Annotated in this window: 23 protein-coding genes and 1 pseudogene; 10 read left to right on the top strand and 14 right to left on the bottom strand. The window is 59.4% G+C overall.

Annotated elements, in window-relative coordinates:
- Positions 1-115: 115 nt before the first annotated feature.
- The 5 genes from fabG to ACM6IR_RS20710 all read right to left on the bottom strand — a co-directional run bounded on the left by fabG (position 116) and on the right by ACM6IR_RS20710 (position 3,678).
- Positions 116-859: a 3-oxoacyl-ACP reductase FabG gene (gene fabG, locus ACM6IR_RS20730; protein WP_201113817.1), complete on the bottom strand. Its 744-nt coding sequence runs from the start codon at positions 857-859 to the stop codon at positions 116-118.
- A 16-nt stretch (positions 860-875) separates the two neighbouring features.
- A complete protein-coding gene (gene fabD / locus ACM6IR_RS20725) occupies positions 876-1,814 on the bottom strand; it encodes an ACP S-malonyltransferase (protein WP_414909425.1) in 939 nt (312 codons plus the stop codon).
- Positions 1,815-1,939: 125 nt separating this feature from the next.
- Positions 1,940-2,950: a phosphate acyltransferase PlsX gene (gene plsX / locus ACM6IR_RS20720; protein ID WP_414909424.1), complete on the bottom strand. Its 1,011-nt coding sequence runs from the start codon at positions 2,948-2,950 to the stop codon at positions 1,940-1,942.
- Between the two features lie 4 nt (positions 2,951-2,954).
- Positions 2,955-3,137, bottom strand: a complete 183-nt coding sequence (rpmF, locus tag ACM6IR_RS20715; protein ID WP_008152339.1) for a 50S ribosomal protein L32 — start codon at positions 3,135-3,137, stop codon at positions 2,955-2,957.
- Between the two features lie 13 nt (positions 3,138-3,150).
- Positions 3,151-3,678 carry a YceD family protein gene (locus tag ACM6IR_RS20710; RefSeq protein WP_004371317.1) on the bottom strand — a complete coding sequence of 176 codons (528 nt, stop codon included), beginning with the start codon at positions 3,676-3,678 and terminating at the stop codon, positions 3,151-3,153.
- Between the two features lie 105 nt (positions 3,679-3,783).
- Between ACM6IR_RS20710 and ACM6IR_RS20705 the strand changes: the two genes are divergently transcribed.
- Positions 3,784-4,362, top strand: a complete 579-nt coding sequence (locus ACM6IR_RS20705) for a Maf family protein (protein ID WP_414909423.1) — start codon at positions 3,784-3,786, stop codon at positions 4,360-4,362.
- 421 nt (positions 4,363-4,783) lie between these two features.
- On the opposite strand, the gene ACM6IR_RS20700 is transcribed toward ACM6IR_RS20705, so the two are convergent.
- Positions 4,784-5,869 carry a DUF1615 domain-containing protein gene (locus ACM6IR_RS20700; RefSeq protein ID WP_414909422.1) on the bottom strand — a complete coding sequence of 362 codons (1,086 nt, stop codon included), beginning with the start codon at positions 5,867-5,869 and terminating at the stop codon, positions 4,784-4,786.
- Between the two features lie 175 nt (positions 5,870-6,044).
- Between ACM6IR_RS20700 and ACM6IR_RS20695 the strand changes: the two genes are divergently transcribed.
- Positions 6,045-7,580, top strand: coding sequence for an FAD-dependent oxidoreductase (locus tag ACM6IR_RS20695; RefSeq protein ID WP_414909421.1), 1,536 nt, complete (start codon positions 6,045-6,047; stop codon positions 7,578-7,580).
- Between the two features lie 123 nt (positions 7,581-7,703).
- Here the strand turns inward: ACM6IR_RS20695 and hemB are convergent, their stop codons facing one another.
- A complete protein-coding gene (gene hemB / locus ACM6IR_RS20690) occupies positions 7,704-8,678 on the bottom strand; it encodes a porphobilinogen synthase (RefSeq protein WP_414909420.1) in 975 nt (324 codons plus the stop codon).
- A gap of 208 nt (positions 8,679-8,886) precedes the next feature.
- Complete coding sequence (locus tag ACM6IR_RS20685; protein WP_414909419.1) at positions 8,887-9,600, bottom strand: glutathione binding-like protein; 714 nt, start codon at positions 9,598-9,600, stop codon at positions 8,887-8,889.
- A 339-nt stretch (positions 9,601-9,939) separates the two neighbouring features.
- Between ACM6IR_RS20685 and ACM6IR_RS20680 the strand changes: the two genes are divergently transcribed.
- On the top strand, positions 9,940-10,614 hold the full coding sequence (locus ACM6IR_RS20680; protein WP_414909418.1) for a histidine phosphatase family protein: 675 nt from the start codon (positions 9,940-9,942) through the stop codon (positions 10,612-10,614).
- A gap of 57 nt (positions 10,615-10,671) precedes the next feature.
- Positions 10,672-11,727 (top strand): permease, encoded by a 1,056-nt coding sequence (locus ACM6IR_RS20675; protein ID WP_414909417.1) that lies wholly within the window; start codon positions 10,672-10,674, stop codon positions 11,725-11,727.
- A gap of 110 nt (positions 11,728-11,837) precedes the next feature.
- Here the strand turns inward: ACM6IR_RS20675 and mnmH are convergent, their stop codons facing one another.
- Both mnmH and selD read right to left on the bottom strand, forming a co-directional pair.
- On the bottom strand, positions 11,838-12,941 hold the full coding sequence (mnmH, locus tag ACM6IR_RS20670) for a tRNA 2-selenouridine(34) synthase MnmH (RefSeq protein ID WP_414909416.1): 1,104 nt from the start codon (positions 12,939-12,941) through the stop codon (positions 11,838-11,840).
- The gene (selD, locus tag ACM6IR_RS20665; RefSeq protein ID WP_414909415.1) at positions 12,941-13,975 is read right to left on the bottom strand and encodes a selenide, water dikinase SelD; all 1,035 of its coding nucleotides are present in this window, start codon (positions 13,973-13,975) and stop codon (positions 12,941-12,943) included. Before selD ends, mnmH begins: the two co-directional genes overlap by 1 nt.
- A gap of 192 nt (positions 13,976-14,167) precedes the next feature.
- Between selD and zapE the strand changes: the two genes are divergently transcribed.
- Positions 14,168-15,298, top strand: coding sequence for a cell division protein ZapE (gene zapE / locus ACM6IR_RS20660; RefSeq protein WP_414909414.1), 1,131 nt, complete (start codon positions 14,168-14,170; stop codon positions 15,296-15,298).
- Between the two features lie 152 nt (positions 15,299-15,450).
- Positions 15,451-16,767, top strand: a complete 1,317-nt coding sequence (locus ACM6IR_RS20655; RefSeq protein WP_414909413.1) for a leucine-rich repeat-containing protein kinase family protein — start codon at positions 15,451-15,453, stop codon at positions 16,765-16,767.
- Positions 16,768-16,907: 140 nt separating this feature from the next.
- Here ACM6IR_RS20655 and ACM6IR_RS20650 read toward each other — a convergent pair whose 3' ends face one another.
- On the bottom strand, positions 16,908-17,615 hold the full coding sequence (locus ACM6IR_RS20650) for a YebC/PmpR family DNA-binding transcriptional regulator (RefSeq protein WP_414909412.1): 708 nt from the start codon (positions 17,613-17,615) through the stop codon (positions 16,908-16,910).
- Positions 17,616-17,847: 232 nt separating this feature from the next.
- Here ACM6IR_RS20650 and ACM6IR_RS20645 point away from each other — a divergent pair, with 232 nt between their 5' ends.
- Positions 17,848-19,170: a type VI secretion system Vgr family protein gene (locus ACM6IR_RS20645; protein ID WP_414909411.1), complete on the top strand. Its 1,323-nt coding sequence runs from the start codon at positions 17,848-17,850 to the stop codon at positions 19,168-19,170.
- Positions 19,171-19,223: 53 nt separating this feature from the next.
- Here ACM6IR_RS20645 and ACM6IR_RS20640 read toward each other — a convergent pair.
- Both ACM6IR_RS20640 and ACM6IR_RS20635 read right to left on the bottom strand, forming a co-directional pair.
- A pseudogene (locus ACM6IR_RS20640) lies at positions 19,224-19,316 on the bottom strand (hypothetical protein); the annotation flags it as partial.
- 141 nt (positions 19,317-19,457) lie between these two features.
- Complete coding sequence (locus tag ACM6IR_RS20635) at positions 19,458-20,321, bottom strand: LysR substrate-binding domain-containing protein (protein ID WP_414909410.1); 864 nt, start codon at positions 20,319-20,321, stop codon at positions 19,458-19,460.
- 109 nt (positions 20,322-20,430) lie between these two features.
- Here ACM6IR_RS20635 and ACM6IR_RS20630 point away from each other — a divergent pair, with 109 nt between their 5' ends.
- From ACM6IR_RS20630 to ACM6IR_RS20620, 3 genes are all read left to right on the top strand, one after another.
- The gene (locus ACM6IR_RS20630) at positions 20,431-21,540 is read left to right on the top strand and encodes a 2-aminoethylphosphonate--pyruvate transaminase (protein WP_414909409.1); all 1,110 of its coding nucleotides are present in this window, start codon (positions 20,431-20,433) and stop codon (positions 21,538-21,540) included.
- 191 nt (positions 21,541-21,731) lie between these two features.
- Positions 21,732-22,559 carry a phosphonoacetaldehyde hydrolase gene (gene phnX, locus ACM6IR_RS20625; protein WP_414909408.1) on the top strand — a complete coding sequence of 276 codons (828 nt, stop codon included), beginning with the start codon at positions 21,732-21,734 and terminating at the stop codon, positions 22,557-22,559.
- Between the two features lie 185 nt (positions 22,560-22,744).
- A complete protein-coding gene (locus ACM6IR_RS20620; protein ID WP_414909407.1) occupies positions 22,745-23,293 on the top strand; it encodes a cytochrome b in 549 nt (182 codons plus the stop codon).
- A 10-nt stretch (positions 23,294-23,303) separates the two neighbouring features.
- On the opposite strand, the gene ACM6IR_RS20615 is transcribed toward ACM6IR_RS20620, so the two are convergent.
- Positions 23,304-24,221 (bottom strand): 1-aminocyclopropane-1-carboxylate deaminase/D-cysteine desulfhydrase, encoded by a 918-nt coding sequence (locus tag ACM6IR_RS20615; RefSeq protein ID WP_414909406.1) that lies wholly within the window; start codon positions 24,219-24,221, stop codon positions 23,304-23,306.
- Between the last annotated feature and the right edge of the window lie 116 nt (positions 24,222-24,337).

Below are 24,337 nucleotides of genomic sequence, written 5' to 3'. Positions count from 1 at the left end.
TCAACTGAAAGCTTCACTCCTCAAACCCTGTTGCCCTCTGCCTCTAAATAGATTGCAGCTTTATAACGGATTTTAGACAGCTCGTATGACATTTTTTTGAAGCAACCCGTCACATTTAACTCATGTACATCCCGCCGTTCACCGGGATTGTAGCCCCAGTAACGTAAGCCGCACCGTCGGATGCAAGAAAAGCGACCACAGATGCGATCTCTTGTGCCTGCCCCAGACGGCCCAGCGGAATTTGCGTCTGCAAGGCTTCACGCTGTGCCTCGGGCAGTTCACGGGTCATATCGGTGTCGATGAACCCTGGGGCCACCGAGTTTACCGTAATCGAACGCGAACCGACTTCACGCGCCAGTGCACGGCTGAAACCTTCCAGACCGGCCTTGGCGGCAGCGTAGTTTACTTGGCCTGCGTTGCCCATGGCACCCACAACCGAGCCAATACTGATAATTCGTCCCCAACGGGCTTTGGTCATACCGCGCAAAACGCCCTTTGACAGGCGGAACAGACTGTTCAGGTTGGTATCGACAACGTCATGCCACTCGTCGTCTTTCATGCGCATCATCAGGTTATCGCGGGTGATACCGGCATTGTTGACCAGAATCGCCGGCGCACCGAACTGCTCCTGAATGCTCGCCAGAACGGTCGCCACGGACTCGTCGCTGGTGACATTGAGTTCCAGGCCAGTGCCCTGAATTCCGTTTTCTTTCAGGGTCGCGGCGATGCGCTCGGCACCCGAGGCAGACGTCGCAGTGCCGATGACGATGGCACCCTGACGACCCAATTCCAGGGCGATAGCCTGGCCGATACCGCGGCTAGCACCGGTAACCAGTGCAACTTTACCTTGCAGACTCATGCAAGCTTCTCCTGATTCAGACCAGCACTGCACGGGCGGCAGCGAATGCGTCTGGGGTATTGAGGTTGGATGTCGACACGCCTTCGGCGCAACGCTTGTTCAGACCGGCCAGCACTTTGCCCGGGCCGCATTCTACCAATTGAGTCGCGCCCTTGGCGGCCAGCGCCTGGACCGATTCAACCCAGCGTACAGGCTTGTAGAGCTGCTCAAGCAGATCGCGCTTGAGGGTTTCCAGATCGGCCGGCACGTTGGCGCTAACGTTTTGTACCACAGGAATCTGCGGAGTTTGCCAGTCAATCGCGGCAATCGATTCGGCGAAACGCTCAGCCGCTGGACGCATCAGCTCGCAATGGGACGGCACACTGACCGGCAATGGCATGGCGCGTTTGGCACCACGCGCCTTGCAGCCTTCAATGGCGCGTTCGACCGCTGCCTTGGCACCGGCGATGACCACTTGGCCAGGGGAGTTGAAGTTGACGGCGCTGACGACTTCGCCTTGCGCCGCTTCAGCGCAGGCCGCCAGCACGTCGGCATCGTCCAGACCGAGGATAGCGGCCATGCCACCCTGCCCGGCCGGAACGGCTTCTTGCATCAGCTGACCGCGACGCTCAACCAGCTTCACTGCATCGCCCAGACTCAGGCTGCCCGCGGCGACCAGGGCGCTGTATTCGCCCAGGCTGTGACCGGCAACGTAAGCCGGACGCGCACCGCCTTCGGCCAGCCACAGACGCCACAAAGCGATCGAGGCGGTCAGAATGGCCGGCTGGGTTTTATCAGTTTGATTGAGTTGCTCTTCCGGCCCTTGCTGGGTCAGTGCCCACAGGTCGTAACCCAGAGCATCGGAAGCTTCTTTGAATGTTTCGAGGATAACCGGATGTTGCGCGCCCAACTCGGCCAGCATGCCGAGGGACTGCGAACCCTGTCCTGGAAAGACGAATGCGAGGGAAGCAGACATGTAACAAGCCCCTAATGATCTTGTCGTCGGAGAATTGACGTCCCGCCTGAGGGACGCAAGAAACTGACAGTTGGATGGCCAATTGAATTGAGCGGTCACATTTAAGCATTGTCCGACGAAAACGCCTAAAGCAACAAATCCTCCAGACGACCATGAATCCGTTCCGGCAGGTTTTCCTGTATCTCGATCAACGCTCGCGAGATCGCACTCTGAAACCCTTGAACCCCGGCTGAACCATGGCTTTTCACCACAATTCCCTGCAAACCAAGGAAACTTGCACCGTTGTGCCGCGCAGGCGCCAGATCGGCTTGCAGACGCTTCATCAGCGGTAACGCCAGCGCGCCGACCATTCGCGACGCCACACTTTTCTTGAACAACGCTTCTATGCGCCCGGCAATCATGGTCGCCAGGCCTTCGCTGGACTTGAGCAGAATATTGCCAACAAAACCGTCACACACAACCACATCTGCCTCGCCACGGTACAGACCGTCACCTTCGACAAAACCGATGTAGTTAATGCCACGAGCAGCCTGCAACAAGGTGGCCGCCAGCTTGACCTGCTGATTGCCCTTGATGTCTTCGGTGCCGATGTTCAGCAGCGCCACGCGTGGACGCACGACACCGAGGGTTTCTGCCGCCACCGAGCCCATCACCGCAAATTGCAACAAATGCTCGGCACTGCAATCGACGTTGGCCCCTAGATCAAGTAATTGGCAGTAGCCCTTCTGTGTCGGAATCGCCGCCACCATCGCTGGCCTGTCAATGCCCGGCAAGGTCTTGAGCACAAACCGCGACAACGCCATCAACGCACCGGTATTGCCGGCACTGACACAGGCCTGGACTTTGCCATCACGCAGCAACTCAAGCGCCACGCGCATCGACGAATCAGGCTTGCCACGCAAGGCCTGGGCAGGCTTTTCATCCATGGCAATAACTTCGGACGCCGGCGTAATCGACAGGCGCGAGCGATCCACAGCCGATTGGCCGCTGAGCAATTCTTCAAGAAGTGAGGATTGACCGACGAGGGTCAGGTACAGCGAGGGCGTAGCATTCAGACAAGCAAGGCTGGCCTGAACAATGCTGCGGGGACCGAAGTCCCCGCCCATTGCGTCAATCGCGATGACTTGAGCAGACAAGTGATTACTCGTCAGCGCCCTTGTCGATCACTTTACGGCCACGGTATACGCCTTCTGGCGATACGTGGTGACGCAGGTGAATTTCACCGGTGGTTTTTTCTACAGACAGAGTGCTTGCCGTCAGGGCGTCGTGCGAACGACGCATGTCACGGGCAGAGCGGGATTTTTTGTTCTGCTGAACAGCCATAATTGATTAACTCCTAAACGTTTGGGTCACGCTTTAACTGCGCCAATACACTGAACGGGTTGGACCGCGTTACCTCGTCCTCGCTCGGTTCGGGCTCATCGAGACCCGCCGGCTGCTGGCATTCTTCCGGATGATGAGCAGGCACAATGGGCAAGGCGAGCAGAAGCTCCTCCTCGATCAGTGACTGCAGATCCAAAGGATCTTCGCCCAGTTCCAGCACGTCATAACCTTTCGGCAACGACTGGGTATTCGCACCCTCCTTCACCACAGCATAACTGCATTCGCTGTGGATCGGCAGGGTGACCAGCTCAAGACAACGCTGGCAAACCATTTTGACCTCAGTGTCGATAAAGCTGTGGATTACCACAGATTTACGTTCATCTCGTTCAAAAACGAATTTAGCCTGCACCGTACCGACAGTATCGGAAAGCGGGTCGCAGAGTCTCTCCAAATCGGCCAGCAGCAGTTCACCTTGAAGGGTGGTGCCACGATCAGCCAATTTGCGCGGGTCAACGTGAGGTGGAATCGGGTCATTCAACATAGGCGCAGCATTATAGGGATGCCCCCAGCCATGTCAAAGGAAATTCAGCCCTGTCCGTCACTTGGAAGCCTCGCTAGAATTCGCGCCTGCCTTTTGGAGATGCGCATGCTGCCGTTATTACTCGCTTCAAGCTCGGTCTATCGCCGGGAATTGCTGGCCCGCCTGCAGCTGCCGTTCACGTGCAGCTCGCCGGATATCGACGAAAGCCATCGCCCGGACGAGCCAGCCATCGAGCTGGTAAAGCGCCTCGCCGAAGAAAAAGCACGCGCACTCGCTGGCACACATTCCGCTCACCTGATCGTTGGCTCCGACCAGGTCGCGGTACTCGGCGAGCAGATTCTCGGCAAACCCTACACCTTCGAAAAGGCCCGCGAACAATTGCTGGCATCCAGCGGCGCGAGCGTGACCTTCCTGACCGGCCTCGCGCTGCTCAACAGCCAGACCGGACACTGCCAGGTCGACTGCGTGCCCTTCACCGTACACATGCGCACACTCGACACCGCCCGCATCGACCGCTATCTGCGCGCCGAACAGCCCTACGACTGCGCTGGCAGCTTCAAAGCCGAAAGTTTGGGGGTGAGCCTGTTTCAACGCACCGAAGGCCCTGACGCCACTAGCCTGATCGGACTGCCGCTGATCCGCCTGATTGACATGCTGCTGGCTGAAGGCGTGCAAATCCCCTGAGCCCCCCCTTGCAGTAGCTGGCGAAGCCTGCGTCCGAGTGCGCAGCGCTCGCCAAACAATTCGCCGTGACTTTTCAGGCAATCCGCGCACTTCGGATTTGCGAGCGCTGCGCACTCGGACGCAGGCTTCGCCAGCTGCTAGAGACCGTGCAGACATAAAAAACCGGCCAGGAAGGCTAATGCCGATCAGTTAAGCAAATTCAGCAGCAACACATACCCCGTAGCAGCTGGCGAAGCCTGCGTCCGGCTGCGCAGCAGTCGTAAATCCTGAGGGCGCGGTGAGTCTGACGCACCGCATTGTCTGACTTTACGACTGCTGCGCAGCCGAACGCAGGCTTCGCCAGCTGCTACAGATCGCGTTACGGCTTAACTGACTGGCATTAGCCTCATCAGCCGGGTTTTTTATGCGCATTTTTATCGGTTCACTGCGCAATGCACCGCTGATAACGCTCATCGACCCGTTTGGCGAACCACGCCGTGGTGAGTTTGCGGGTGATTTTCGGGCTTTGCAGGACGATCCCCGGCAGTACCGCACGAGGCAATGGCCGGCCTTCGGCCTTTTCGGCCAACTCGAAGACCCGCCGATAGAGTTTGCTGTCCTCGAAATCGAGGCTTTTGCCTTGTTCCAGTTGATCCCGGATCGTCGGATTGCGCATGTCCAATTGCTTGCCAAGGGTGCGCACCGCCAACTCCGTGGAGCTCGGCATGATCGAGTCATAGCGGATCAAATCACCGTCCAGCGCGAGCGGTATGCCCGACGCCCGACTCACTGCGCTCTGAAACGCAGCATTACGGCTGGCGTACCAGCCAGCGTTGAAATCGGCAAAACGATAAAGCGGCTGGGTGTAGCTCACCGGATAACCGAGCAAATGGGCGATACCGAAATACAGGCCGCCGCGCCGCGTGAACACTTCATGGCGGATCGAACCCTCTACCGGGTACGGATAATTTTTTGCCTGCTGCTCGGCAAACTCAATGCTGACCTGCATCGGCCCGGCGGTATGCACCGGATTGAAACCACCGAACAGCGTCTGGCCCATGGGCACCATGCCAATAAAGTCATCGAACATCGCGCTGAGCTCTTTTTCGCTGCGCGCCGCACTCAGTCGATCGCTATAGCTTTTGCCGTTGGGTGAACGCACCTGCAATGCGCCACTCACCAGCAGGCCGGGAATGTGAGCTTTGGCGGCCCGGCGATCGATCTCGTCGCGGGCAATTTTGCCCAGGCCCGGCACCACTGGGTCCACCTCAAACGTGGACTCTTGCTCGGCGACCGCCAATACCGAGCACAGGTTTTGCGTGGTCGGTGAAATGTTCTGGGCGGCAAATGCCGCATAAATGTCCGTGGCCCAGCCTTGGCGATCGACAGTCTTGGCGGGCAACAGGCGCACGATCTGCGCCTTGACCTCGTCGGGCTTGCGCACCGCTGCTTCCTGAGGACGCTGAGTGCCGCAACCGGCCAGGACCAACAGCGCGGCAACACTCATGATCAGTCGATTGGCTTGCATGTTGCTCCATCAAATCCGTTTAACCGGGGTCACCCTACGCTCAAAGGCATGACGCAGGCTATGACTGCTGGCGGTCTCCGGATGTTCCAGAAAGGTCTTTTTCCGTTGGGCAGTCAGCCTGGCCGTCCTCTGCGAGTGAACCATACTTGCTCCACAAACCGAGGAGGACCGGCGCATGAACCGTAGCGACGTATTGATCATCGGCGCCGGCCCGACCGGACTGGTGCTGGCGCTATGGCTGAACAAACTGGGGATCCGCGTGCGGATTATCGACAAGACGTCGGCCGCCGGCACCACGTCCCGGGCACTGGCCGTCCAGGCGCGGACGCTGGAACTCTACCGTCAGCTCGACCTCAGCGATGCCATTGTGCGCGACGGTCATCGCGTGGCAGCAGCCAATTTCTGGGTCAAGGGCGAACCCGTGGCGCGCTTGCCACTCACCCGCATCGGTGAGGGTCTGACGCCCTATGCGTTCCTCGAGATGTTCCCCCAGGACGAGCACGAACGGCTACTGATAGACCGCCTGGAAGCCATTGGCATCAAGGTTGAGCGCAACACTGAACTGGAAAGTTTCGAGGAAACCGGCGACGGTATCACCGCCCATCTGCGTCTGCCCGATGGCCAGCAGGAAACCTGCCAGGCCTGTTATCTCGCCGGCTGTGACGGTGCACGGTCGATTGTGCGCAAGACCCTCGACACGGGATTTCCCGGCGGCACCTACCAGCAGATTTTCTACGTGGCGGATGTGCAAGCCAGCGGCCCGGCGTTCAACGGCGAACTGCACGTGGACCTCGATGAAGCCGATTTTCTCGCGGTGTTTCCATTGGCGGGTGAAGGTCGCGCGCGGCTGATCGGCACCGTGCGCGATGAACGTGCCGAGCATGCCGAAACCCTGCGTTTCGAAGACGTCAGCAGTCGCGCTATCGAGCATATGAAGGTGCAAATCGAACAGGTGAACTGGTTCTCGACCTATCGGGTGCATCATCGGGTGGCGGACCACTTTCGCAGCGGGCGCGCGTTTCTGCTGGGCGACGCTGCACATGTCCACAGCCCGGCAGGTGGCCAGGGCATGAACACCGGAATCGGCGATGCCATCAACCTGGCGTGGAAACTCGCCGCCGTAGTGAGCGGTGGTGCCGAGGCCAAACTGCTCGACACCTACGAAACCGAGCGCATCGCTTTTGCGCGTAAACTGGTGGCGACCACTGACCGGGTGTTCACTTTCGTCACCGCCGAAGGCCGCGTGGCCGATGTACTGCGCACTCGCCTGGTACCGTTCGTGATTCCCAAACTGGCCTCGTTCGAGACGACCCGTGAGTTCCTGTTCCGCATGGTGTCGCAGGTCACCCTGAATTATCGCGGGATGCCCTTGAGCGACGGCGTTGCCGGGCACGTTCATGGCGGTGATCGATTGCCCTGGGCGCACGACGGTGAGGGCGACAATTTCGAGTCGCTGAAGTGTCCGACCTGGCAGGTGCATGTGTATGGCGACACCAGCGACGAAATGATCGCCTGGTGCCTCGAGCATCATTTACCGCTGCAGGTATTTGACTGGCGGCCGGCGTTTGAAGCCGCAGGCTTGGGGCGTAACGGGTTTTATCTGTTACGACCGGATACGTACGTGGCAATTGCCGAAACGTGCTCGGACCCGAAAGTGATCGAGCGGTATTTCCGGGCTCACGGCATCAGGCCGTTTTTTGGCAAATCCTGAGGCCACCCCATCCCGGTGTAGGAGCGAGCTTGCTCGAGATAAATTCGAAGGCGGCGCTTTTTTCAGACAATACGCGTCATCGTTCACGTCCATCGCGAGCAAGCTCGCTCCTACAGGGGGGATTTAGATCCCGGCCAACGCCAGGTCCATCGCAAAATAGGTAAAGATCAAATCCGCCCCTGCCCGCTTGATCGCGCCAAGGCTCTCGCGCACCACACGATCCTCATCGATCGCCCCCGCCTGTGCGGCGAACTTGATCATCGCGTACTCGCCGCTCACCTGATACGCCGACAGCGGCAAACGGGACACTTCCCGAATGTCGCGGATGATGTCCAGGTACGCACCGGCCGGTTTAACCATCAGCGCATCGGCGCCTTCCTGCTCGTCCAGCAGTGACTCGCGCACGGCTTCGCGGCGGTTCATCGGGTTCATCTGATAGCTTTTGCGGTCGCCCTTGAGCGCACTGCCGCCGGCCTCACGGAACGGACCGTAGAGCGCCGAGGCAAATTTGGTCGAATAGGCCATGATCGCGGTCTGGCTGAAACCGGCGTCATCGAGCGCCCGGCGAATCGCCTGGACCTGGCCATCCATGGCAGCCGACGGGGCAATCACGTCAGCACCGGCGCGGGCGGCGGCCACGGCTTGTTTGCCGAGGTTGATCAGGGTCTGGTCATTGTCGACTTCGTGGTGATGCAGCACGCCGCAATGGCCGTGGTCGGTGTATTCACAGAAGCACGTGTCGGACATCACGATCATTTCCGGCACCGCGTCCTTGGCGATGCGCGACATGCGCGACACCAGGCCGTTGTCGCTCCAGGTGTCGCTGCCGTTGCTGTCCAGATGATGGGACACACCGAACGTCATCACCGACTTGATACCGGCCCGGGCATAACGCTCGATCTCGCCGGCCAGTTTCGACTCTGGAATGCGCACCACGCCGGGCATGCTCTTGATCGGCACGAAATCGTCGATTTCCTCTTCGACGAAAATCGGCAGGACCAGGTCGTTCAGACTGAATTCGGTTTCCTGGAACAGGCTGCGCAGGCTCGCATTGCGGCGCAAACGGCGTGGACGTGCTTCGGGGAACTGACTGGACATGAAATTTCCTGAAAACGGGGGACGAGACGAAAGTCGTAGGGGCCGAAGCTTATGCCCTGTGCGGCGCAGGGTACAAACCCTGATCGCTCAAGACTGCGTTACCGCGACGGCAACAATCGCACGTATCGGCCACTGAACCCTGTGGGAGCGAGCCTGCTCCTACAGGGTCAGATGTTCAGTTGCTTGAAATTGAAGGTGCTGGTTCTGATCAAATGGAATCGTTTGGCTTGGGGATTTCCAGCCCGCGCTTTACCGCCGGCCGTGCCAGGAAGCGTTCCAGCACCCGCGTGACATTGGGGAAATTCTGAATACCCACCAGGTCGCCGGCCTCGTAGAAGCCGATCAAGTTGCGCACCCACGGAAAGGTCGCAATGTCGGCGATGGTGTAACGCTCGCCCATGATCCAGTCGCGACCTTGCAGGCGGCCATCAAGAACGCTCAACAACCTTTTACTTTCATCGACGTAGCGGTCACGGGGACGTTTGTCCTCGTAGTCCTTGCCGGCGAATTTGTTGAAGAACCCGAGCTGGCCGAACATCGGCCCGATCCCCCCCATCTGAAACATCAGCCACTGGATCGTCTCGTAACGCGCCGCCGATTCCTGAGCCAATAGTTGCCCGCTCTTGTCGGCGAGGTAAATCAGAATCGCCCCGGACTCGAACAGTGCCAGGGGTTGGTCGTCCGGGCCATGAGGGTCAAGGATGGCCGGGATCTTGTTGTTGGGGTTCAGCGACAGAAATTCGGGCGACAGTTGATCGTTGGTGTCAAAACCTACGCGATGCGGCTCGTAGGGCAGACCGATTTCCTCGAGCATGATCGAGACTTTGACACCGTTGGGGGTCGGCAGGGAGTACAGCTGAATCCACTCCGGGTACTGGGCCGGCCATTTTCGGGTGATGGGGAACGCAGACAGATCGGTCATGGGGGGAATCCACGAATAAATTAAGAGTGACGATCATAATGGGAGTGGCTGAAGGCTGCGATCTTTTGGCGTTATCGACAGGTTTGACGAGCCATCTCAAAAAATCCAGCCTTCGTCAGCGCCCCGAATTGTACTGCGTCGATAAAATCAGCAACATCCTGTCGAAAAGCTCTGCTCCACCCCGTTCAAGGTTGTCGGTACATTGCTGAAAAATCCGCGGAATCGAACCAAACGGGCTTCAGCGAACGCTGATTACTGCCCTTTGGGAAACTGACCAGGAGGCCGCGGTGTAAAAAGGTTTGTCAGCCTTAATCGAATGCGCTGGAGAACTCTTATTCAATGATGAACCCTATGAAATTCGTCCTGCGCCTCAAACATCGCCCGTATGTTGTCCTGCTCGCCCTGTTGGCGGCCAGCGCGCTTTTCCTGCTGCTGGAATACAGTAAAGGTCGCGCCCAACCGGCAGACGGCACCCAGACGCTGGTGTTCCTGCGCCACGCGGAAAAACCCGCTGAGGGCCTGGGCCAGCTCAATTGCCAGGGGTTGAATCGCGCCATCGACCTGGCCACCTTGCTGCCGGAAAAATTCGGCAAGGCCAATTACGTGTTCGCGGCCAACCCGACGCGCAATGTCGAAGAAGGCGAACTGGACAATTCCTACAGTTACCTCCGGCCCTTGATGACCATCAACCCCAGCGCGATCAAGCTCGGGTTGCCGGTGAACATCAGTTTCTCGGCCAACGACACCAGCGACCTTGCCGAGGAGCTGCTGCAGGACAAGTATCACAATTCGGTCATCTACACCGCATGGTCCCACGGCTATTTGCCGGAGCTGCTCAACAAGGTCGCCGGGGAAGCTGTCGGCGAGAAACAAATCATCACCGACGACTGGGCGTCCAGTGACTACGACTCGCTGTACGTGCTCACCCTGACGTGGCGCAACGGCAAAGCCAGTCTGGTCAGCCACAGCTACAAACAGGGTCTGGATAACGGTTCGCAGGTGTGCCCGACATAAGTGTTGGGGGCTGCGCTATCCTGTACGCATCTCCCCCCTCACAAGCGAAACCTCTCAATGTCACTTTCAAGCGCAGCTGTCCCTTCCAGGGGTTGGTCGTTCTGGTGGAAACCCGCCCTGTTTATCCTGGTGGCCTGTATCGGCCTCTACTACGTCAAATGGTCGCCTTATTACGCAAAAGCGTTCCTCGCGGCTGACAACCACAGCATCGGCGCCTCAATTCTCAACGATGCACAAACCGCTCCCCTGACTGCCGCGCTGACCTACGCCAAGGTGTATTTCCTGGCAATCTGGAAAGCGGCCGTGCTGGCGGTGATCCTCGGTTCTCTCCTGCAAGTACTGATCCCGCGAGACTGGTTGCTGCGCCTGTTTGGCCAGGCCGGTTTTGCGTCGACCCTGCGCGGAGGTCTGTTTGCCCTGCCGGGGATGATGTGCTCGTGCTGCGCCGCCCCGGTGGCCGCCGGCATGCGCCGTTCGAATGTATCGGTCGGCGCGGCGTTGGCGTTCTGGATCGGCAACCCGGTGCTCAACCCGGCCACCCTGGTGTTCATGGGCTTTGTGTTGGGTTGGGGGTTCACGGCGTTGCGTCTGGTGGCGGGTATTGTTCTGGTGTTTGGTGTGTCGATGATCGCTCAGCGCATCGCCGGCCCTGAGGTGTTGCCGGAAGCGGCTGTCGAAGCGGTGGCCGACGCCAGCGAAAAGGATTCGCAACCGTTCCTGACCCGCTGGGGCCGGACATTGTGGCAATTATTCTGGAGCACCATCCCTATCTACATCCTGGCAGTCCTGGTGCTGGGCGCCGTGCGGGTCTGGGTGTTTCCGCACATTGATGGCGCCATGGCCAACAGCCTGTTGTGGCTGGTGCCGCTGGCGATCATCGGCACGCTGTTTGTGATCCCCACCGCCGCCGAGATCCCCATCGTGCAAACCATGATGACGCTGGGCATGGGCATCGCCCCGGCTGTCGCGCTATTGATGACCCTGCCGAGCATCAGCCTGCCGTCACTGCTGATGCTGCGCAAGGATTTCGATGCCAAGGTGCTGGTGAGCGTGGCGTTGATGACCATGGTGATCGGTGTGGTCAGTGGGGTGATCGGAGCTGCGTTGCTCTAGGATTTATAGCGCCCCCTTCGCGAGCAGGCTCGCTCCCACATTGGATCGGTGCAGCACTGAGATCCAGTGTGGGAGCGAGCCCGCTCGCGAAGGGGCCAGCAAAAACAACATCACCCCCGCCGATTAACACGCTCCCGCAGGTACTCTAGAACAGCCCCCCGCTCCCCGGAAAACTCGATCCGCGTCCCGTTCTTCTCCCGCTGGAACGCATACATCGGGTCGTAATACTCGCAGAGTAACCCTTCAATCCAGCTCCGGTGCAAGTCCACCGTCCCGCTGCTCGCCTGTTCCGCCAGCGCGTCTTCCATCAAAATCAACATCCGCCGATGACGTTCGCCGCCCAGTCGCTTTTGAACATTGTTCAGACTCGCCAACAAACGCTCGGAAAACAGCGAGAAGCCTTCATCGCCATATACGCCGATGAACTCGGCACACAAGTCCACCACGTAATCGCGCAAGATCCTCTCGACTCGCCCTTCCAGGCTGTCTTCAAGCCAGACCATCGGAAACTGCTGCATGCCCTGGAACAGTGGCAGCGGCAAGGCGCAACTGCCGACCATGCGACTCTCGTCTTCCAGTACAAACTGTTCAATGCCGTGGTTGCGTTTCTTCAGCACGTCCACCGCCAGCCGGTTTTCAAAGTCGATGTTGGACGGTTGGCCCGTCGCGCGTTTGCCGAAACTGGAGCCTCGATGATTGGCGTGACCTTCAAGGTCCAGTCCGTTGCTCAATTGCGTGAGCACTTCAGTCTTGCCGGTGCCGGTCATGCCACCCAGCAACACGAAATCGCATTGGGCAACCGCCTGATCGATCGTCTCCAGCAAAAACGTCCGCATGGCCTTATAGCCGCCGCCGACCCGCGGATAGTCAATACCCGCCTCGTCCTTGAGCCACTGCTGGACGATTTGCGAGCGCAGCCCGCCACGAAAACAATACAAATAACCGTCAGGATGCGCCCGGGCAAAATCGGCCCAGGCCTGAACGCGCCCGGCCTTGATTTCACCCGACACCAACTGATGCCCCAGCGTAATGGCCGCTTGCTGACCGTGCTGTTTGTAACAGGTGCCAACCCGTTGTCGCTCCAGGTCGTTCATGAGCGGCAGGTTAATCACGCCGGGGAAAGCGCCTTTGTGAAACTCGACCGGTGCGCGGGCATCCATCATTGGCCGATCGTTGAGAAAGATGTCGCGGTAATCGGTGAACTCAATGGACATCAGAACACCTCAACCGCATGGCTCTGTCGCTCAATCAATTCGCCGATCGGCGCCAGGGTCAGCCCCAACTCGGCGGCCACCTTGAGGAACTGTTCGTTGCCTTCAGGGGTGACGGCGACCAGCAGCCCACCGCTGGTCTGTGGATCGCAAAGCACACGTTTATGCAGTTCCTGTAGACGACCGACCTTGCTCGCGTAGCTGTCAAAATTGCGCAGCGTCCCGCCTGGAACGCAACCCTGGTCGAGGTAATACTCGACACCCGGCAGGCGCGGCACACGGTCATATTCGATGCGGGCAGACAGGTTGCTGCCATCGGCCATTTCCACCAGGTGGCCGAGCAGGCCAAAACCGGTGACATCGGTCATCGCGGTCACGCACTCGAGCTTGCCGAAACGGCTGCCGGGTTTGTTCAGGGTACACATCCAGTCACGGGCCAGCCCGATGTCACCATCGCGCAATTTTCCCTTTTTCTCGGCGGTGGTGAGGATGCCGATTCCCAGGGGTTTGGTGAGGTAAAGCAGGCAACCGGCCGTGGCGGTGTCATTGCGTTTCATGTGGCGCTTTTCCACCAGCCCGGTGACCGCCAGGCCGAAAATAGGCTCCGGTGCATCGATCGAGTGCCCGCCGGCCAGCGGAATGCCTGCTTCGTCGCAGACCGAACGCCCACCGCGGATGACTTCACGGGCAATCTCCGGGGCCAGCACATTGACCGGCCAGCCAAGGATCGCGATCGCCATCAACGGATCGCCGCCCATGGCGTAGATATCACTGATTGCATTGGTGGCGGCGATGCGGCCGAAATCGAACGGGTCGTCGACGATCGGCATAAAAAAATCGGTGGTCGAGACGACACCGCGCTCATCATCGATGGCATAAACTGCTGCGTCATCGCGGGAGGCATTGCCCACCCAAAGTTTCGGATCAAGATTCTGCGCCCCGCTGCCGGCCAAAATCACCTCTAGCACCTGGGGAGAAATCTTGCAGCCACAACCTGCACCGTGGCTGTACTGGGTCAGGCGGATCGGCTCGTTCATGGAGGCACCTCGTGAAGTCAAGGTGACCGATTCTAGCAGAGCCGGGCTGCGCGAACCGCTTCCTTCGCGCCCTCAAGCCGCGATCTTTTGCGCCGCACACACTGCCCGCAGTGGTCGGGTTATTCCGCCTTTGGTTACACTACGCCGCCGCAGCTCGGGGAGCTTGCCTGAAGATTACGGGGTGACATCACAGTGGCCGCTCGACCGCCCAACCGATCGCGATTCGCACCGCGCTGGTCCGCGCTCCGCCGTCTCTTCGGCACAGCTTCGGCTGCCAACGCCAGCGGCACCGTGTCCGGTCGCGTCATCCACGATTACTTCCACCACAAAGCCCATTCCCAGGGATACACCCTCAGTCACAGCCAACAGCGCGTGATCGACTGCATGGCGCAGCACGCCTCGGTGCTGTTGGGCACGTCGACGAAGACACTTCCCGGCCTTTATCTGCATGGGGCCGTAGGTCGCGGCAAGAGCTGGCTGCTCGACGGTTTTTTCCAGGCCATCCCGCTCGCGGAAAAACAGCGCCTGCACTTTCATGAATTTTTCGCCCAACTGCACCAGGGCATGTTCCGTCATCGCGATCAATCGGATCCGCTGGCAACCACCCTTGATGAACAGCTGCGCGATTGCCGGGTGCTGTGTTTCGACGAGTTTCATGTCCACGACATCGGCGATGCAATGCTCATTACGCGGCTGTTCAAAGCCTTGTTCCGCCGAGGCATCCTGCTGCTGGTCACGTCCAACTACCCGCCGGAAGGCTTGTTGCCCAACCCGCTCTACCATGCGCGCTTCAAGCCGGTGATCGACCTGATCAACGTGCGAATGCAGGTCATGGAAGTCGGCGGCCCGCACGACTACCGTAGCCATGTCAGAACCCACGCCGAGCAGTTGTTCACCCAAGGCCATTACGTCTGGCCGGCCACGGTGGCGCAGCGTCAGGCCTTGAGCCTGCCTGAACCCACGTTGCCCGCCATCGAGCTGGCTGTCGGGACACGGCATCTTCAAGCCCGATATTGCAAGGATCGGACCCTCGGCATTGCCTTCAGCCAGCTGTGCGATCGCCCGACGGCGGTGATGGACTACCTGGAGCTGTGCCGGCGTTTCGATCACTGGATCATCTTTGATCTGCCCAACCTCACCGATTGTTCGATCGCCGCCCAGCAGCGCTTCATCAATCTGATTGATGTTTTGTACGATCAGGACAAGCATTTGATTGTGCTCGGACAGCGATCACTCCGCGAAAGCCTGGGCGGGGATGCCATCGACCTGGCGCGCACGCGTAGCCGGTTGGGGCAGTTGGTGGAAGTCCGAGAGCCGGTCTGATGCATATTTTCGGTTTTGGCCGCTGGCCCCTTCGCTTGTAGGAGCGAGGCTTGCCCGCGAAGACGGCCTCACCAGCAACACATCTTTCCCGCTATCATGTCGCCCATTTCGGGCCCCTCGAGCCCTCTTCCCGATTAGAAGTGAATTTGTTCATGGATACCCTCGCACAACTGCGCGCCGGCACACTGACGGGCGCTACCCGCCTGGACCTCGTCTGCGGACTGACGGAGTTCCCCCGGGAAATCTTCGACCTGGCGGATTCGCTGGAGGTGCTCAACCTCAGTGGCAATGCCCTGAGCAGCCTGCCGGACGATCTGCATCGCCTGACCCGTTTGCGCGTGCTGTTCTGCTCGGACAATCTGTTCACCGAACTGCCCGCCTGTTTGGGCCAATGCACCGCGCTGTCGATGATCGGCTTCAAAGCCAACCGCATCGAAAAAGTGCCGGCCGCCGCCCTGCCGCCATTACTGCGCTGGCTGATCCTCACCGACAACTGCATCACGGAGCTGCCGCCTGAGCTGGGTGAACGCCCGCACCTGCAAAAACTCATGCTGGCCGGTAACTGCTTGCAGCACTTGCCCGAAAGCTTGCGTCATTGCCATCGACTCGAATTGATCCGCATCGCCGCCAACCAGCTGACCGAGCTACCCGAGTGGTTGCTGTCCCTGCCGAGCCTGACCTGGCTGGCCTACGCCGGTAACCCGCTGGAAACCGAAGCCGATGCGGCCGCCCTTGAAGCAACGGCGAACATCCCTTGGTCGGGTCTGCGCCTGGAACAGCAACTGGGCGAAGGCGCTTCGGGGGTGATTCATCGGGCGACTTGGGATCGACCGGGGCAGCCGGCCATGCAGGTCGCGGTCAAACTCTACAAAGGCGAAATGACCAGCGACGGCTCGCCGTTGCACGAAATGAACGCGTGCATCACCGCCGGCCTCCACCCGAATCTGATTCGGGTCGAAGGACGGATTGTCGAGCATCCACACGCCCAGGCCGGGCTGGTGATGCAACTGATCGATCCGAGCTACCGCAACCTCGCCAGTCTGCCAAGTCTGGCGTCCTGCACCCGGGACATCTATGCCAACGACACCCGCTTCAGTGCTGGCGTGGCATTGCGAATCGCCAATGGCATCGCCTCGGTGGCCGAACACCTGCATCAACAGGGCATCACCCACGGTGATCTCTATGGCCACAATATTCTGTGGCACGAATCAGGTGATTGCCTGCTGGGGGACTTTGGTGCAGCGTCTTTCCACGCCACTTCGGACAGCCTGGAGAGCCGTGCATTGCAACGGATCGAAGTGCGAGCGTTTGGTGTGTTGCTGGGGGAATTGCTGGAGCGGATCGACTCGGGACTGAGCGATGAAGGTCGTTTGCAGCTGAAGGCGTTGCAGCAGCGATGCTGTCAGCCGGATGTGCTGGCGCGACCGGGGTTCAGCGAGATTGTGCGGGAGCTGGCGGCATCCAACTGAAGAACTAAAGACACATACAAAACCTGTGGCGAGGGAGCTTGCTCCCGCTGGACGGCGGAGCCGTCCCAAAAGCGACGGCTGCTGCGCAACCGAGCGGGAGCAAGCTCCCTCGCCACAATTAGAATCGCAAGCCGCTCGGCTTAACCCGCCAACCCGACAAACATGTCCTGCACGTCATCATGGTTATCGAGGCCTTCCAGGAACGCTTCGACTTCAGCCATTTGCTCATCGCTCAACCCGCTGACAGGGTTCTTTGGCTGATAACCCAACTTGGCCGACAACACCGTGAAACCTTGCTCAGGCAGGGCTTTTTGCACGGCGTCCAGGTCGGCAGGCTCGGTCAGGAACAGGGTGGTGCCTTCTTCTTCACCGGGCTCGAAATCCTGAGCGCCCGCTTCGATGGCCGCCATTTCCGGATCGGCGTCAGGGCTGTCCGGGGACGCCTCGATCATGCCGACGTGGTTGAAGTCCCAGGCCACCGAACCGGAAGCGCCCAGTTGACCCTTGCGGAAAGCAACGCGGATTTCGGCGACGGTGCGGTTGATGTTATCCGTCACGCATTCAACGATCAGCGGCACCTGGTGCGGAGCGAACCCTTCATAGGTCACGCGATGGTATTGCACGGTCTCGCCGAGCTGGCCCGAGCCTTTCTTGATCGCACGTTCCAGGGTTTCACGTGGCATCGAAGCCTTTTTTGCTTGCTCGACCACCAGGCGCAGGTGTGCGTTGGTGGCGACATCGGCGCCGTTGCGCGCAGCAATGGTGATTTCTTTCACCAGTTTGCCGAAAATCTTGCCCTTGGCGTTAGATGCCGCTTCTTTGTGTTTAACCTTCCACTGTGCGCCCATTTACTCACTCTCTTATCTATGGCGCCGAGACATCTATTGGCCGACGCATGGCGCCAAGTTTATACGGCCTAAAGTTGGCAATCGACCACAAATTCTGACTTATACACCGGCATCACGATCGACATCTTCACCAGCGGTTGTAGGGCGATTCTGAAAAGTCGATTTGCGGTGTCCCTAAACGGCAATGGTTTCGTACCCTCTGCACCCGTGTTCCCTGGCAGAAGCGCAATTGATGTACAACGACAAGGAAAGTCCCCTCACCCTGACACTGCTCGACGACGAGTTGAGTTTGCAGGTGTTGCAGTTCAGTGGCCATGAAGCCCTCAACCAGCCTTATCGATTCGACATAGAAGCCATCGGACTGGCACCGACGATAAGTCTTGATCGACTGCTGCAACAACCGGTGTACTTGAACTTCGGGGATGACACAGGCATTCACGGCATCCTGCACAGTGCCAGCCGCGAGCATCGCGGCCCGCACCGGACCGGCTACCACCTGGTGCTGGTGCCTTACCTTCAAAACCTCGACCGTCAGCGTTCTCGCCGGGTTTTTCATCAACTCGGTGTACCCGCCATCCTGCGCCAGTTGCTTGAGGAAAACGCGCTGCCCGAAGACAGCTATCGGTTTGAGCTACCGAGCGGGCGCTACCCCATCCGGGCATTTTGCATTCAGTTTGATGAGAGCGACCTGGCGTTCCTGCAAAGGCTCTGTGAAGAAGAAGGCATCCACTATCACTTCGAACATCGGCGCGACGGCCATGTGCTGGTGCTGGCGGATGACAGTTTGAGTTTTCCCCAGGAACCGCTGCTCATGCCTTTTCATGGCGATCCTCCTCATGACCTGAATGTGCCGGTGATCAGTGAATTGTTCCAGCGTCACACCTCGCCGCCACTTGCCGCGCACTCCACCCCGCAGCCACTCCGAAGTGAGCAACCCAGCCGTCGGATACTGGAGCGGCTGCGCTGCCTGCATTGGCAGATACAGGGTCAAAGCAACCAGAGTGAATTGCGCGCCGGGCAAATCGTACAAGTGTCTGAACATCCGCTCCCAACCTTCAACGATCAGTGGCTGCTGACCGAGATTCGGCATCAGGGCCAACAGCCGTCGATTCTTGCCGAAGAGCGCATCGACATTGTCCGGCGCTACACCAATCGGTTCACCGCTATTCCGTGGTCAACGGTGTTCAGGCCTGCGCTCACACACGCCAGACCGCGCATTCCGGGCTTTCAGACAGCTCGAGTGCTGGGCCCTCCCGGGCAACCTTCGCCGCAGGATGAACGCGGGCGGATACAGGTCAGGTTGTGGCCAACGCCTGCGTCCGATACCGGCGAATCCTCCGGCATCTGGCTGCCCGTTATCTTCGCAACGCCCGAGGGTCGGATCGATCCTTCCCGGCTGCCCCTTGGTGGCTGCGAAGTGCTCATCAGTTTTCTCGACAGCGACCCGGACCGTCCGGTGCTATGCGCGACTGCGAGCCCCCCGCCAGCCCCTCGAATCGCTGACGAGCCCCGTAACGATGCCCGATTGCTGCTCGATTGGCTGGTTAACCGCTAGGCGTATTCAACCCTTGTCAGCCTTGTCAGCCTTGTCAGCCTTGCCGGCCGCGGCGGCGAACGCGTCCAGGCATTGTCCAGCCCCTGAACCATTGAGGCGAGAATCTGCCCGCCCATATGACAGGGCCCGACCCCGCTGCCGGAATAGTGGCGACATTTCTGGAGATGGTCCGCGAGAGTCTTGTGTAGGCAGGTCCGGCCCCTTCGCGAGCAGGCTCACACACTGGATCTGCGGCGTTCACATAACCCCTGTGGGAGCGAGCCTGCTCGCGAAGGCCGCACCTCGGTCTATCTGTTTGGCGCCAAGCCAAAAAACGCCTGTATCAAACGCAAATCCCGCCGCCGTTCCATACAACCGATCATGTGCCGATTCACCAGTCCATCGCCGATAATCGGCACCGCCACCACGCGGGGATCGTGGCTGACTTCCACCGACGACACCACGCCCACCCCCAAATCCGCTGCAACGGCTTCGGTTACCGCCTCACGACTGTCCAGCTCCAGCAACACTCGCGGATTGATCTTGGCCTGAACGCAAGCCGAATCAAACGTGCGTCGAGTAATCGAACTAGGTTCGCGCAACACCATGATCACCTGATCCAGCGCCGTGAGTGGCACCCCCTTCGAACGCTGCGCCCAAGGGTGACTTTCGGGCACCAGCGCACATATCCGCGACTCGCTCAACGCCTGTAAATGCAAACCCTTGCGCGGCTCGACTTCGGTGAGCACCGCCACGTCGGCATGCTCGGACAACAACGCCGCCAAGGTTTCCTGAGCATTACCAAGGCGCAGATTCACCGTGACCCCGGGATACCTCGCCCGCAGACTGGCGAGCATCGGCATGACCATGTGCGGCCCGTCCGCCGCCACTTCCAGGCGCCCGGTCAACAACTGTCGGTTGGCCTCCAGCATCACCTGCGCTTCTTCGGCCAGACCAAACATCGCGCGAGTGATCGCGGCCAGTTGGGTGCCCTCTTCCGTCAGTTCCACCCTTCGCGCGGTGCGCCGCAACAAGGTGATTTGGTAATGCTCCTCCAACGCTTTGATGTGCCCGGTGACCGCCGGTTGGCTGATGAACAATCGCGCGGCGGCCCGGGTGAAGCTGCCCTCACGGGCCACCGCATCGAAGGCACGGAGCTGGAACAGATTCATGAATAACCCTCACTGATGGCTGGCATAACAACAAACAATTTGATTGATAGCACGGCAAATTGCAATTTAAGTCCCGTAGCTTCATCCCATCGATTGCGAGGACACGAGAATGAGTACTGCCGAACCCATCCTGCTCACCCCCGGCCCATTGACCACGTCGTATCGCACCCGTCAGGCGATGATGGTCGACTGGGGTTCTTGGGATGACCGCTTCAATCAACTGACCGCCCGCCTCTGCGAACAATTGCTGGCGATCATCAACGGCGGCGGCAGCCACCACTGCGTGCCATTGCAAGGCAGCGGCACTTTCGCAGTCGAAGCAGCAATCGGCACCCTGGTGCCACGCGACGGCAAAGTCCTGGTGCTGATCAACGGTGCCTACGGCAAACGCCTGGCGAAAATTTGCGAAGTCCTCGGCCGTTCCTTCAGCACCTTTGAAACCGCCGAAGACGAACCGACCACCGCCGCCGACGTCGACCGTCTGCTTCAGGCCGACGCCAGCATCACCCACGTCGCGCTGATTCACTGCGAAACCAGTACCGGCATCCTCAACCCGCTGCCGGAGATCGCCCACGTTATCGCGCAACACGGCAAACGCCTGATCATCGACGCCATGAGCTCCTTCGGCGCGCTGCCGATCGATGCGCAACAGGTGCCCTTCGATGCGCTGATTGCCGCCTCGGGCAAATGCCTGGAAGGCGTGCCGGGGATGGGTTTCGTCTTCGCTCGCAAAGAAGCGCTGGCGAATGCCGCCGGCAACTCGCACTCGCTGGCGATGGACTTGTTCGATCAGCACACCTACATGGCCAAGACCGGCCAATGGCGCTTCACTCCGCCGACCCACGTAGTCGCGGCGCTGCATGAAGCCCTGCTGCAATACAACGAAGAAGGTGGGTTGCCGGCCCGGCACCAACGCTACGCCGACAATTGCAAAGTGCTGTTGGATGACATGGCCAGGCTGGGCCTGCGCAGCTTCCTGCCCGCCGCGATTCAGGCGCCGATCATCGTCACTTTCCACGCACCGAAAGACCCGCGCTACCAGTTCAAGGATTTTTACGAACGTGTCAAAGCCAAGGGTTTCATCCTCTACCCGGGCAAATTGACCCAAGTCGAAACCTTCCGTGTCGGCTGCATCGGACACGTCAACCAGGCCGAGATGCACGCTGCCGTGGCAGCGGTCGCCGAAGCATTGCTGGAAATGGAAGTACTCGAAATCTGACTTACCTGTAGCAGCTGCCGAGCCTGCGAGGCTGCGTTCGGCTGCGAAGCAGTCGTAAAACCGTCCACCTAGGTGTTTCAGGTAGACCTCGCTGACAGGGATTACGACTGCTTCGCAGCCGAACGCAGCCTCGCTGGGGCTCGACAGCTGCTACGGGGATCACCATTGCCCGACTACAGGATTTGATCATTATGAACTACGCAAACCCAACTAAACTGCAAGCTGCGATCCTCGACTGGGCCGGCACCGTCGTCGACTTCGGTTCTTTCGCGCCGACGCAGATTTTTGTCGAAGCCTTCGCCGAGTTCGACGTCCAGGTGTCCATTGAAGAAGCTCGCGGGCCTATGGGCATGGGCAAATGGGATCACATTCGCACGTTGTGTGATCAGCCGGAAGTCGCCGAACGTTATCGCAAGGTATTCGGCCGCACGCCGACCGACGATGATGTCACCGCGATTTACAAACGCTTCATGCCGCTGCAAATCGAAAAAATCGCCGAGCACTCGGCATTGATTCCGGGGGCGCTGGACACCATCGCCAACCTGCGCCAGCAAGGGATCAAAATCGGCTCCTGCTCCGGCTACCCGAAACAGGTCATGGACAAAGTGGTTGAACTGGCCGCCACCAATGGCTATATCGCCGACTACGTGGTCGCCACCGACGAAGTGCCGAACGGCCGCCCATGGCCGGCCCAAGCGTTGGCTAACGTCATCGCCCTGGGCATCGACGATGTCGCGGCGTGTGTGAAGATCGACGACACCGTGCCGGGCATCCTCGAAGGTCGTCGCGCAGGCATGTGGACCGTGGCGCTGATCTGCTCGGGCAACGCGCTGGGCCTGGACTACGAAGGCTTTCGCGCCCTGAGCAGCGACACCCTGGCCAGCGAACGCAAGCGTATCCATGCCATGTTCGTAAGCTCACGGCCACATTATATGATTGACACCATCACCGATTTGCCGGAAGTGATTGCCGATATCAATAAGCGTTTGACCAACGGCGAGATGCCGCAAAGCAGCTAAAAACACCTCCCTGTCTCAAAAAAGCGCCCGTTCCTGACCAGAACGGGCGCCGTTTTGCTGTCTATCACCTGAACCAGAGCATTCAACGACCATTGGCCTCGGGCAAACCCGGTGAAACAGGATTACAGTTACAGCACACCGCCAAACAAGAACGGTGGCTAGACCTGACCTGTGAGGAACACCGTATGCCGTGGACAAACTCCCACTCGCGCTACAGCACTGTATCGATCGTTTTGCACTGGTTGATGCTGGTGCTGTTGGTGCTGGTCTACGCCTGTATCGAATTTCGCGGGATTTTTCCCAAAGGCAGTGGCGGACGAGCGCTGATCACCGAAACGCACTACATGTTGGGCTTAACGGTGTTTGTGTTGGTCTGGTTCAGATTATTCGCCCGCAGCCTGGGCCCGGCACCGCAGATTTTCCCCGCCTCACCTCACTGGCAAACCACACTCGCCCGGGTGATGCATTGGGCGTTGTACATTTTCATGATTTCAATGCCGATTCTGGGCTGGCTGGTCACCAGCGCCAAGGGCCAGCAGGTAATGTTCTACGGCTTTGACCTGCCATTACTGGTGTCGGAGGACAAGGCACTGGCCAGGCAAATCGAGCACTGGCATGTGCTCGGCGGCACCATCGGTTACTGGCTGATCGGCCTGCACGCCGTGGCCGGGCTTTATCACCATTATGTGGTGGGCGATAACACACTTCTGCGGATGATGCCCAAACGCGGCTGACTCCGGCCTGTCATTGAAACCCCCGGCGGCCCTGCAAACCGCCGGTGTGGATGAAGATCAGACGCGTTCCCTTTTCGAATCTTCCGGCTTCGACTTGCTGCTTGAGCATCAGCAGTGCTTTCCCGGTGTACAGCGGCTCCAGAGGAATGCGGCTGGCCAGTTCGGTCTGCTCGATGAATTCGAGTAACAGTGGATCGACTTTGGCGAAGCCTCCCCGGCTGGCGTCGAACAGTTGGTAATCTGAAGGCGGCAAACCCGCTGCTTGCACAATCGATTCGACCTGCTGCGCCACGCCGTGATCGTCGGGCACTGCCAACGCACCGTAAACCGGATGCTCTCCCGCCTCGGCCAATACCAGGCCGGCCAGCGTCGTACCGGTTCCACAGGCCAGCCACCAGCCGTCGTAACCGCTCCAGCCCACACCGTTCAGCTGCTCGTGGACCCTCGCTTTAAGCTGCATGCAGCCTTTTGCCCCCTGCAAACCGCCACCACCTTCAGGCACTGGATGCAGATCCGGGTACTGCGCCTGCCATGGGCGCCAGAAGCCCGCTTCATTCCGCGCGCGATAACCGCCATAACCCAGCCAGTGCAATTGCATGCCGAAGGCCTGCAAGTCGTTCACCGTTGGCGTGTCTTGCGGATGACCGCGCAGCAGGCCAACGGTACTGAAACCGAAACGCTTACCTGCGGCCGCCAGTGCGTGGAGATGATTGGAGTGAGCACCGCCCAGACTGATGATGCCTTTGGCACCGGCGAGGTCAGCCATCTTCAGGTGTTCGATGAGTTTGAACCACTTGTTGCCGCTGATCAGCGGGTCGATCTGGTCCAGGCGCAGGGTCGCGACTTCGATGCCGGCAGTTTTGAGCCAGTCGAGGTGAAGGGGTTCTAGAGGGGCTTGGAGTAGCCCGTTGGAGGACGGGAAAAGCATTGGCGCCTGACTGTGCTCGAAAGAGCCAGCATTCTAGTCGCTCACAGGATGCCTTCGCGAGCAGGCTCGCTCCCACACCAGATCGATGTCGCACCGAAGATCAAATGTGGGAGCGA

Source organism: Pseudomonas sp. IT-P253 (assembly GCF_949768125.1).
Lineage (GTDB): Bacteria > Pseudomonadota > Gammaproteobacteria > Pseudomonadales > Pseudomonadaceae > Aquipseudomonas.
This window is presented reverse-complemented; position numbering and strand designations above follow the sequence as displayed.

Coding starts and splice junctions, on each gene's coding strand:
- hemB (WP_414909420.1), bottom strand. CDS start 8,678: ATGTCCAGTCAGTTCCCCGAAGCACGTCCACGCCGTTTGCGCCGCAAT.
- ACM6IR_RS20645 (WP_414909411.1), top strand. CDS start 17,848: ATGTACAACGACAAGGAAAGTCCCCTCACCCTGACACTGCTCGACGAC.
- ACM6IR_RS20630 (WP_414909409.1), top strand. CDS start 20,431: ATGAGTACTGCCGAACCCATCCTGCTCACCCCCGGCCCATTGACCACG.
- ACM6IR_RS20680 (WP_414909418.1), top strand. CDS start 9,940: ATGATGAACCCTATGAAATTCGTCCTGCGCCTCAAACATCGCCCGTAT.
- ACM6IR_RS20675 (WP_414909417.1), top strand. CDS start 10,672: ATGTCACTTTCAAGCGCAGCTGTCCCTTCCAGGGGTTGGTCGTTCTGG.
- ACM6IR_RS20655 (WP_414909413.1), top strand. CDS start 15,451: ATGGATACCCTCGCACAACTGCGCGCCGGCACACTGACGGGCGCTACC.
- ACM6IR_RS20700 (WP_414909422.1), bottom strand. CDS start 5,869: ATGCAAGCCAATCGACTGATCATGAGTGTTGCCGCGCTGTTGGTCCTG.
- ACM6IR_RS20635 (WP_414909410.1), bottom strand. CDS start 20,321: ATGAATCTGTTCCAGCTCCGTGCCTTCGATGCGGTGGCCCGTGAGGGC.
- ACM6IR_RS20615 (WP_414909406.1), bottom strand. CDS start 24,221: ATGCTTTTCCCGTCCTCCAACGGGCTACTCCAAGCCCCTCTAGAACCC.
- ACM6IR_RS20695 (WP_414909421.1), top strand. CDS start 6,045: ATGAACCGTAGCGACGTATTGATCATCGGCGCCGGCCCGACCGGACTG.
- ACM6IR_RS20705 (WP_414909423.1), top strand. CDS start 3,784: ATGCTGCCGTTATTACTCGCTTCAAGCTCGGTCTATCGCCGGGAATTG.
- mnmH (WP_414909416.1), bottom strand. CDS start 12,941: ATGTCCATTGAGTTCACCGATTACCGCGACATCTTTCTCAACGATCGG.
- ACM6IR_RS20685 (WP_414909419.1), bottom strand. CDS start 9,600: ATGACCGATCTGTCTGCGTTCCCCATCACCCGAAAATGGCCGGCCCAG.
- ACM6IR_RS20650 (WP_414909412.1), bottom strand. CDS start 17,615: ATGGGCGCACAGTGGAAGGTTAAACACAAAGAAGCGGCATCTAACGCC.
- selD (WP_414909415.1), bottom strand. CDS start 13,975: ATGAACGAGCCGATCCGCCTGACCCAGTACAGCCACGGTGCAGGTTGT.
- rpmF (WP_008152339.1), bottom strand. CDS start 3,137: ATGGCTGTTCAGCAGAACAAAAAATCCCGCTCTGCCCGTGACATGCGT.
- fabD (WP_414909425.1), bottom strand. CDS start 1,814: ATGTCTGCTTCCCTCGCATTCGTCTTTCCAGGACAGGGTTCGCAGTCC.
- ACM6IR_RS20710 (WP_004371317.1), bottom strand. CDS start 3,678: ATGTTGAATGACCCGATTCCACCTCACGTTGACCCGCGCAAATTGGCT.
- ACM6IR_RS20620 (WP_414909407.1), top strand. CDS start 22,745: ATGCCGTGGACAAACTCCCACTCGCGCTACAGCACTGTATCGATCGTT.
- fabG (WP_201113817.1), bottom strand. CDS start 859: ATGAGTCTGCAAGGTAAAGTTGCACTGGTTACCGGTGCTAGCCGCGGT.
- phnX (WP_414909408.1), top strand. CDS start 21,732: ATGAACTACGCAAACCCAACTAAACTGCAAGCTGCGATCCTCGACTGG.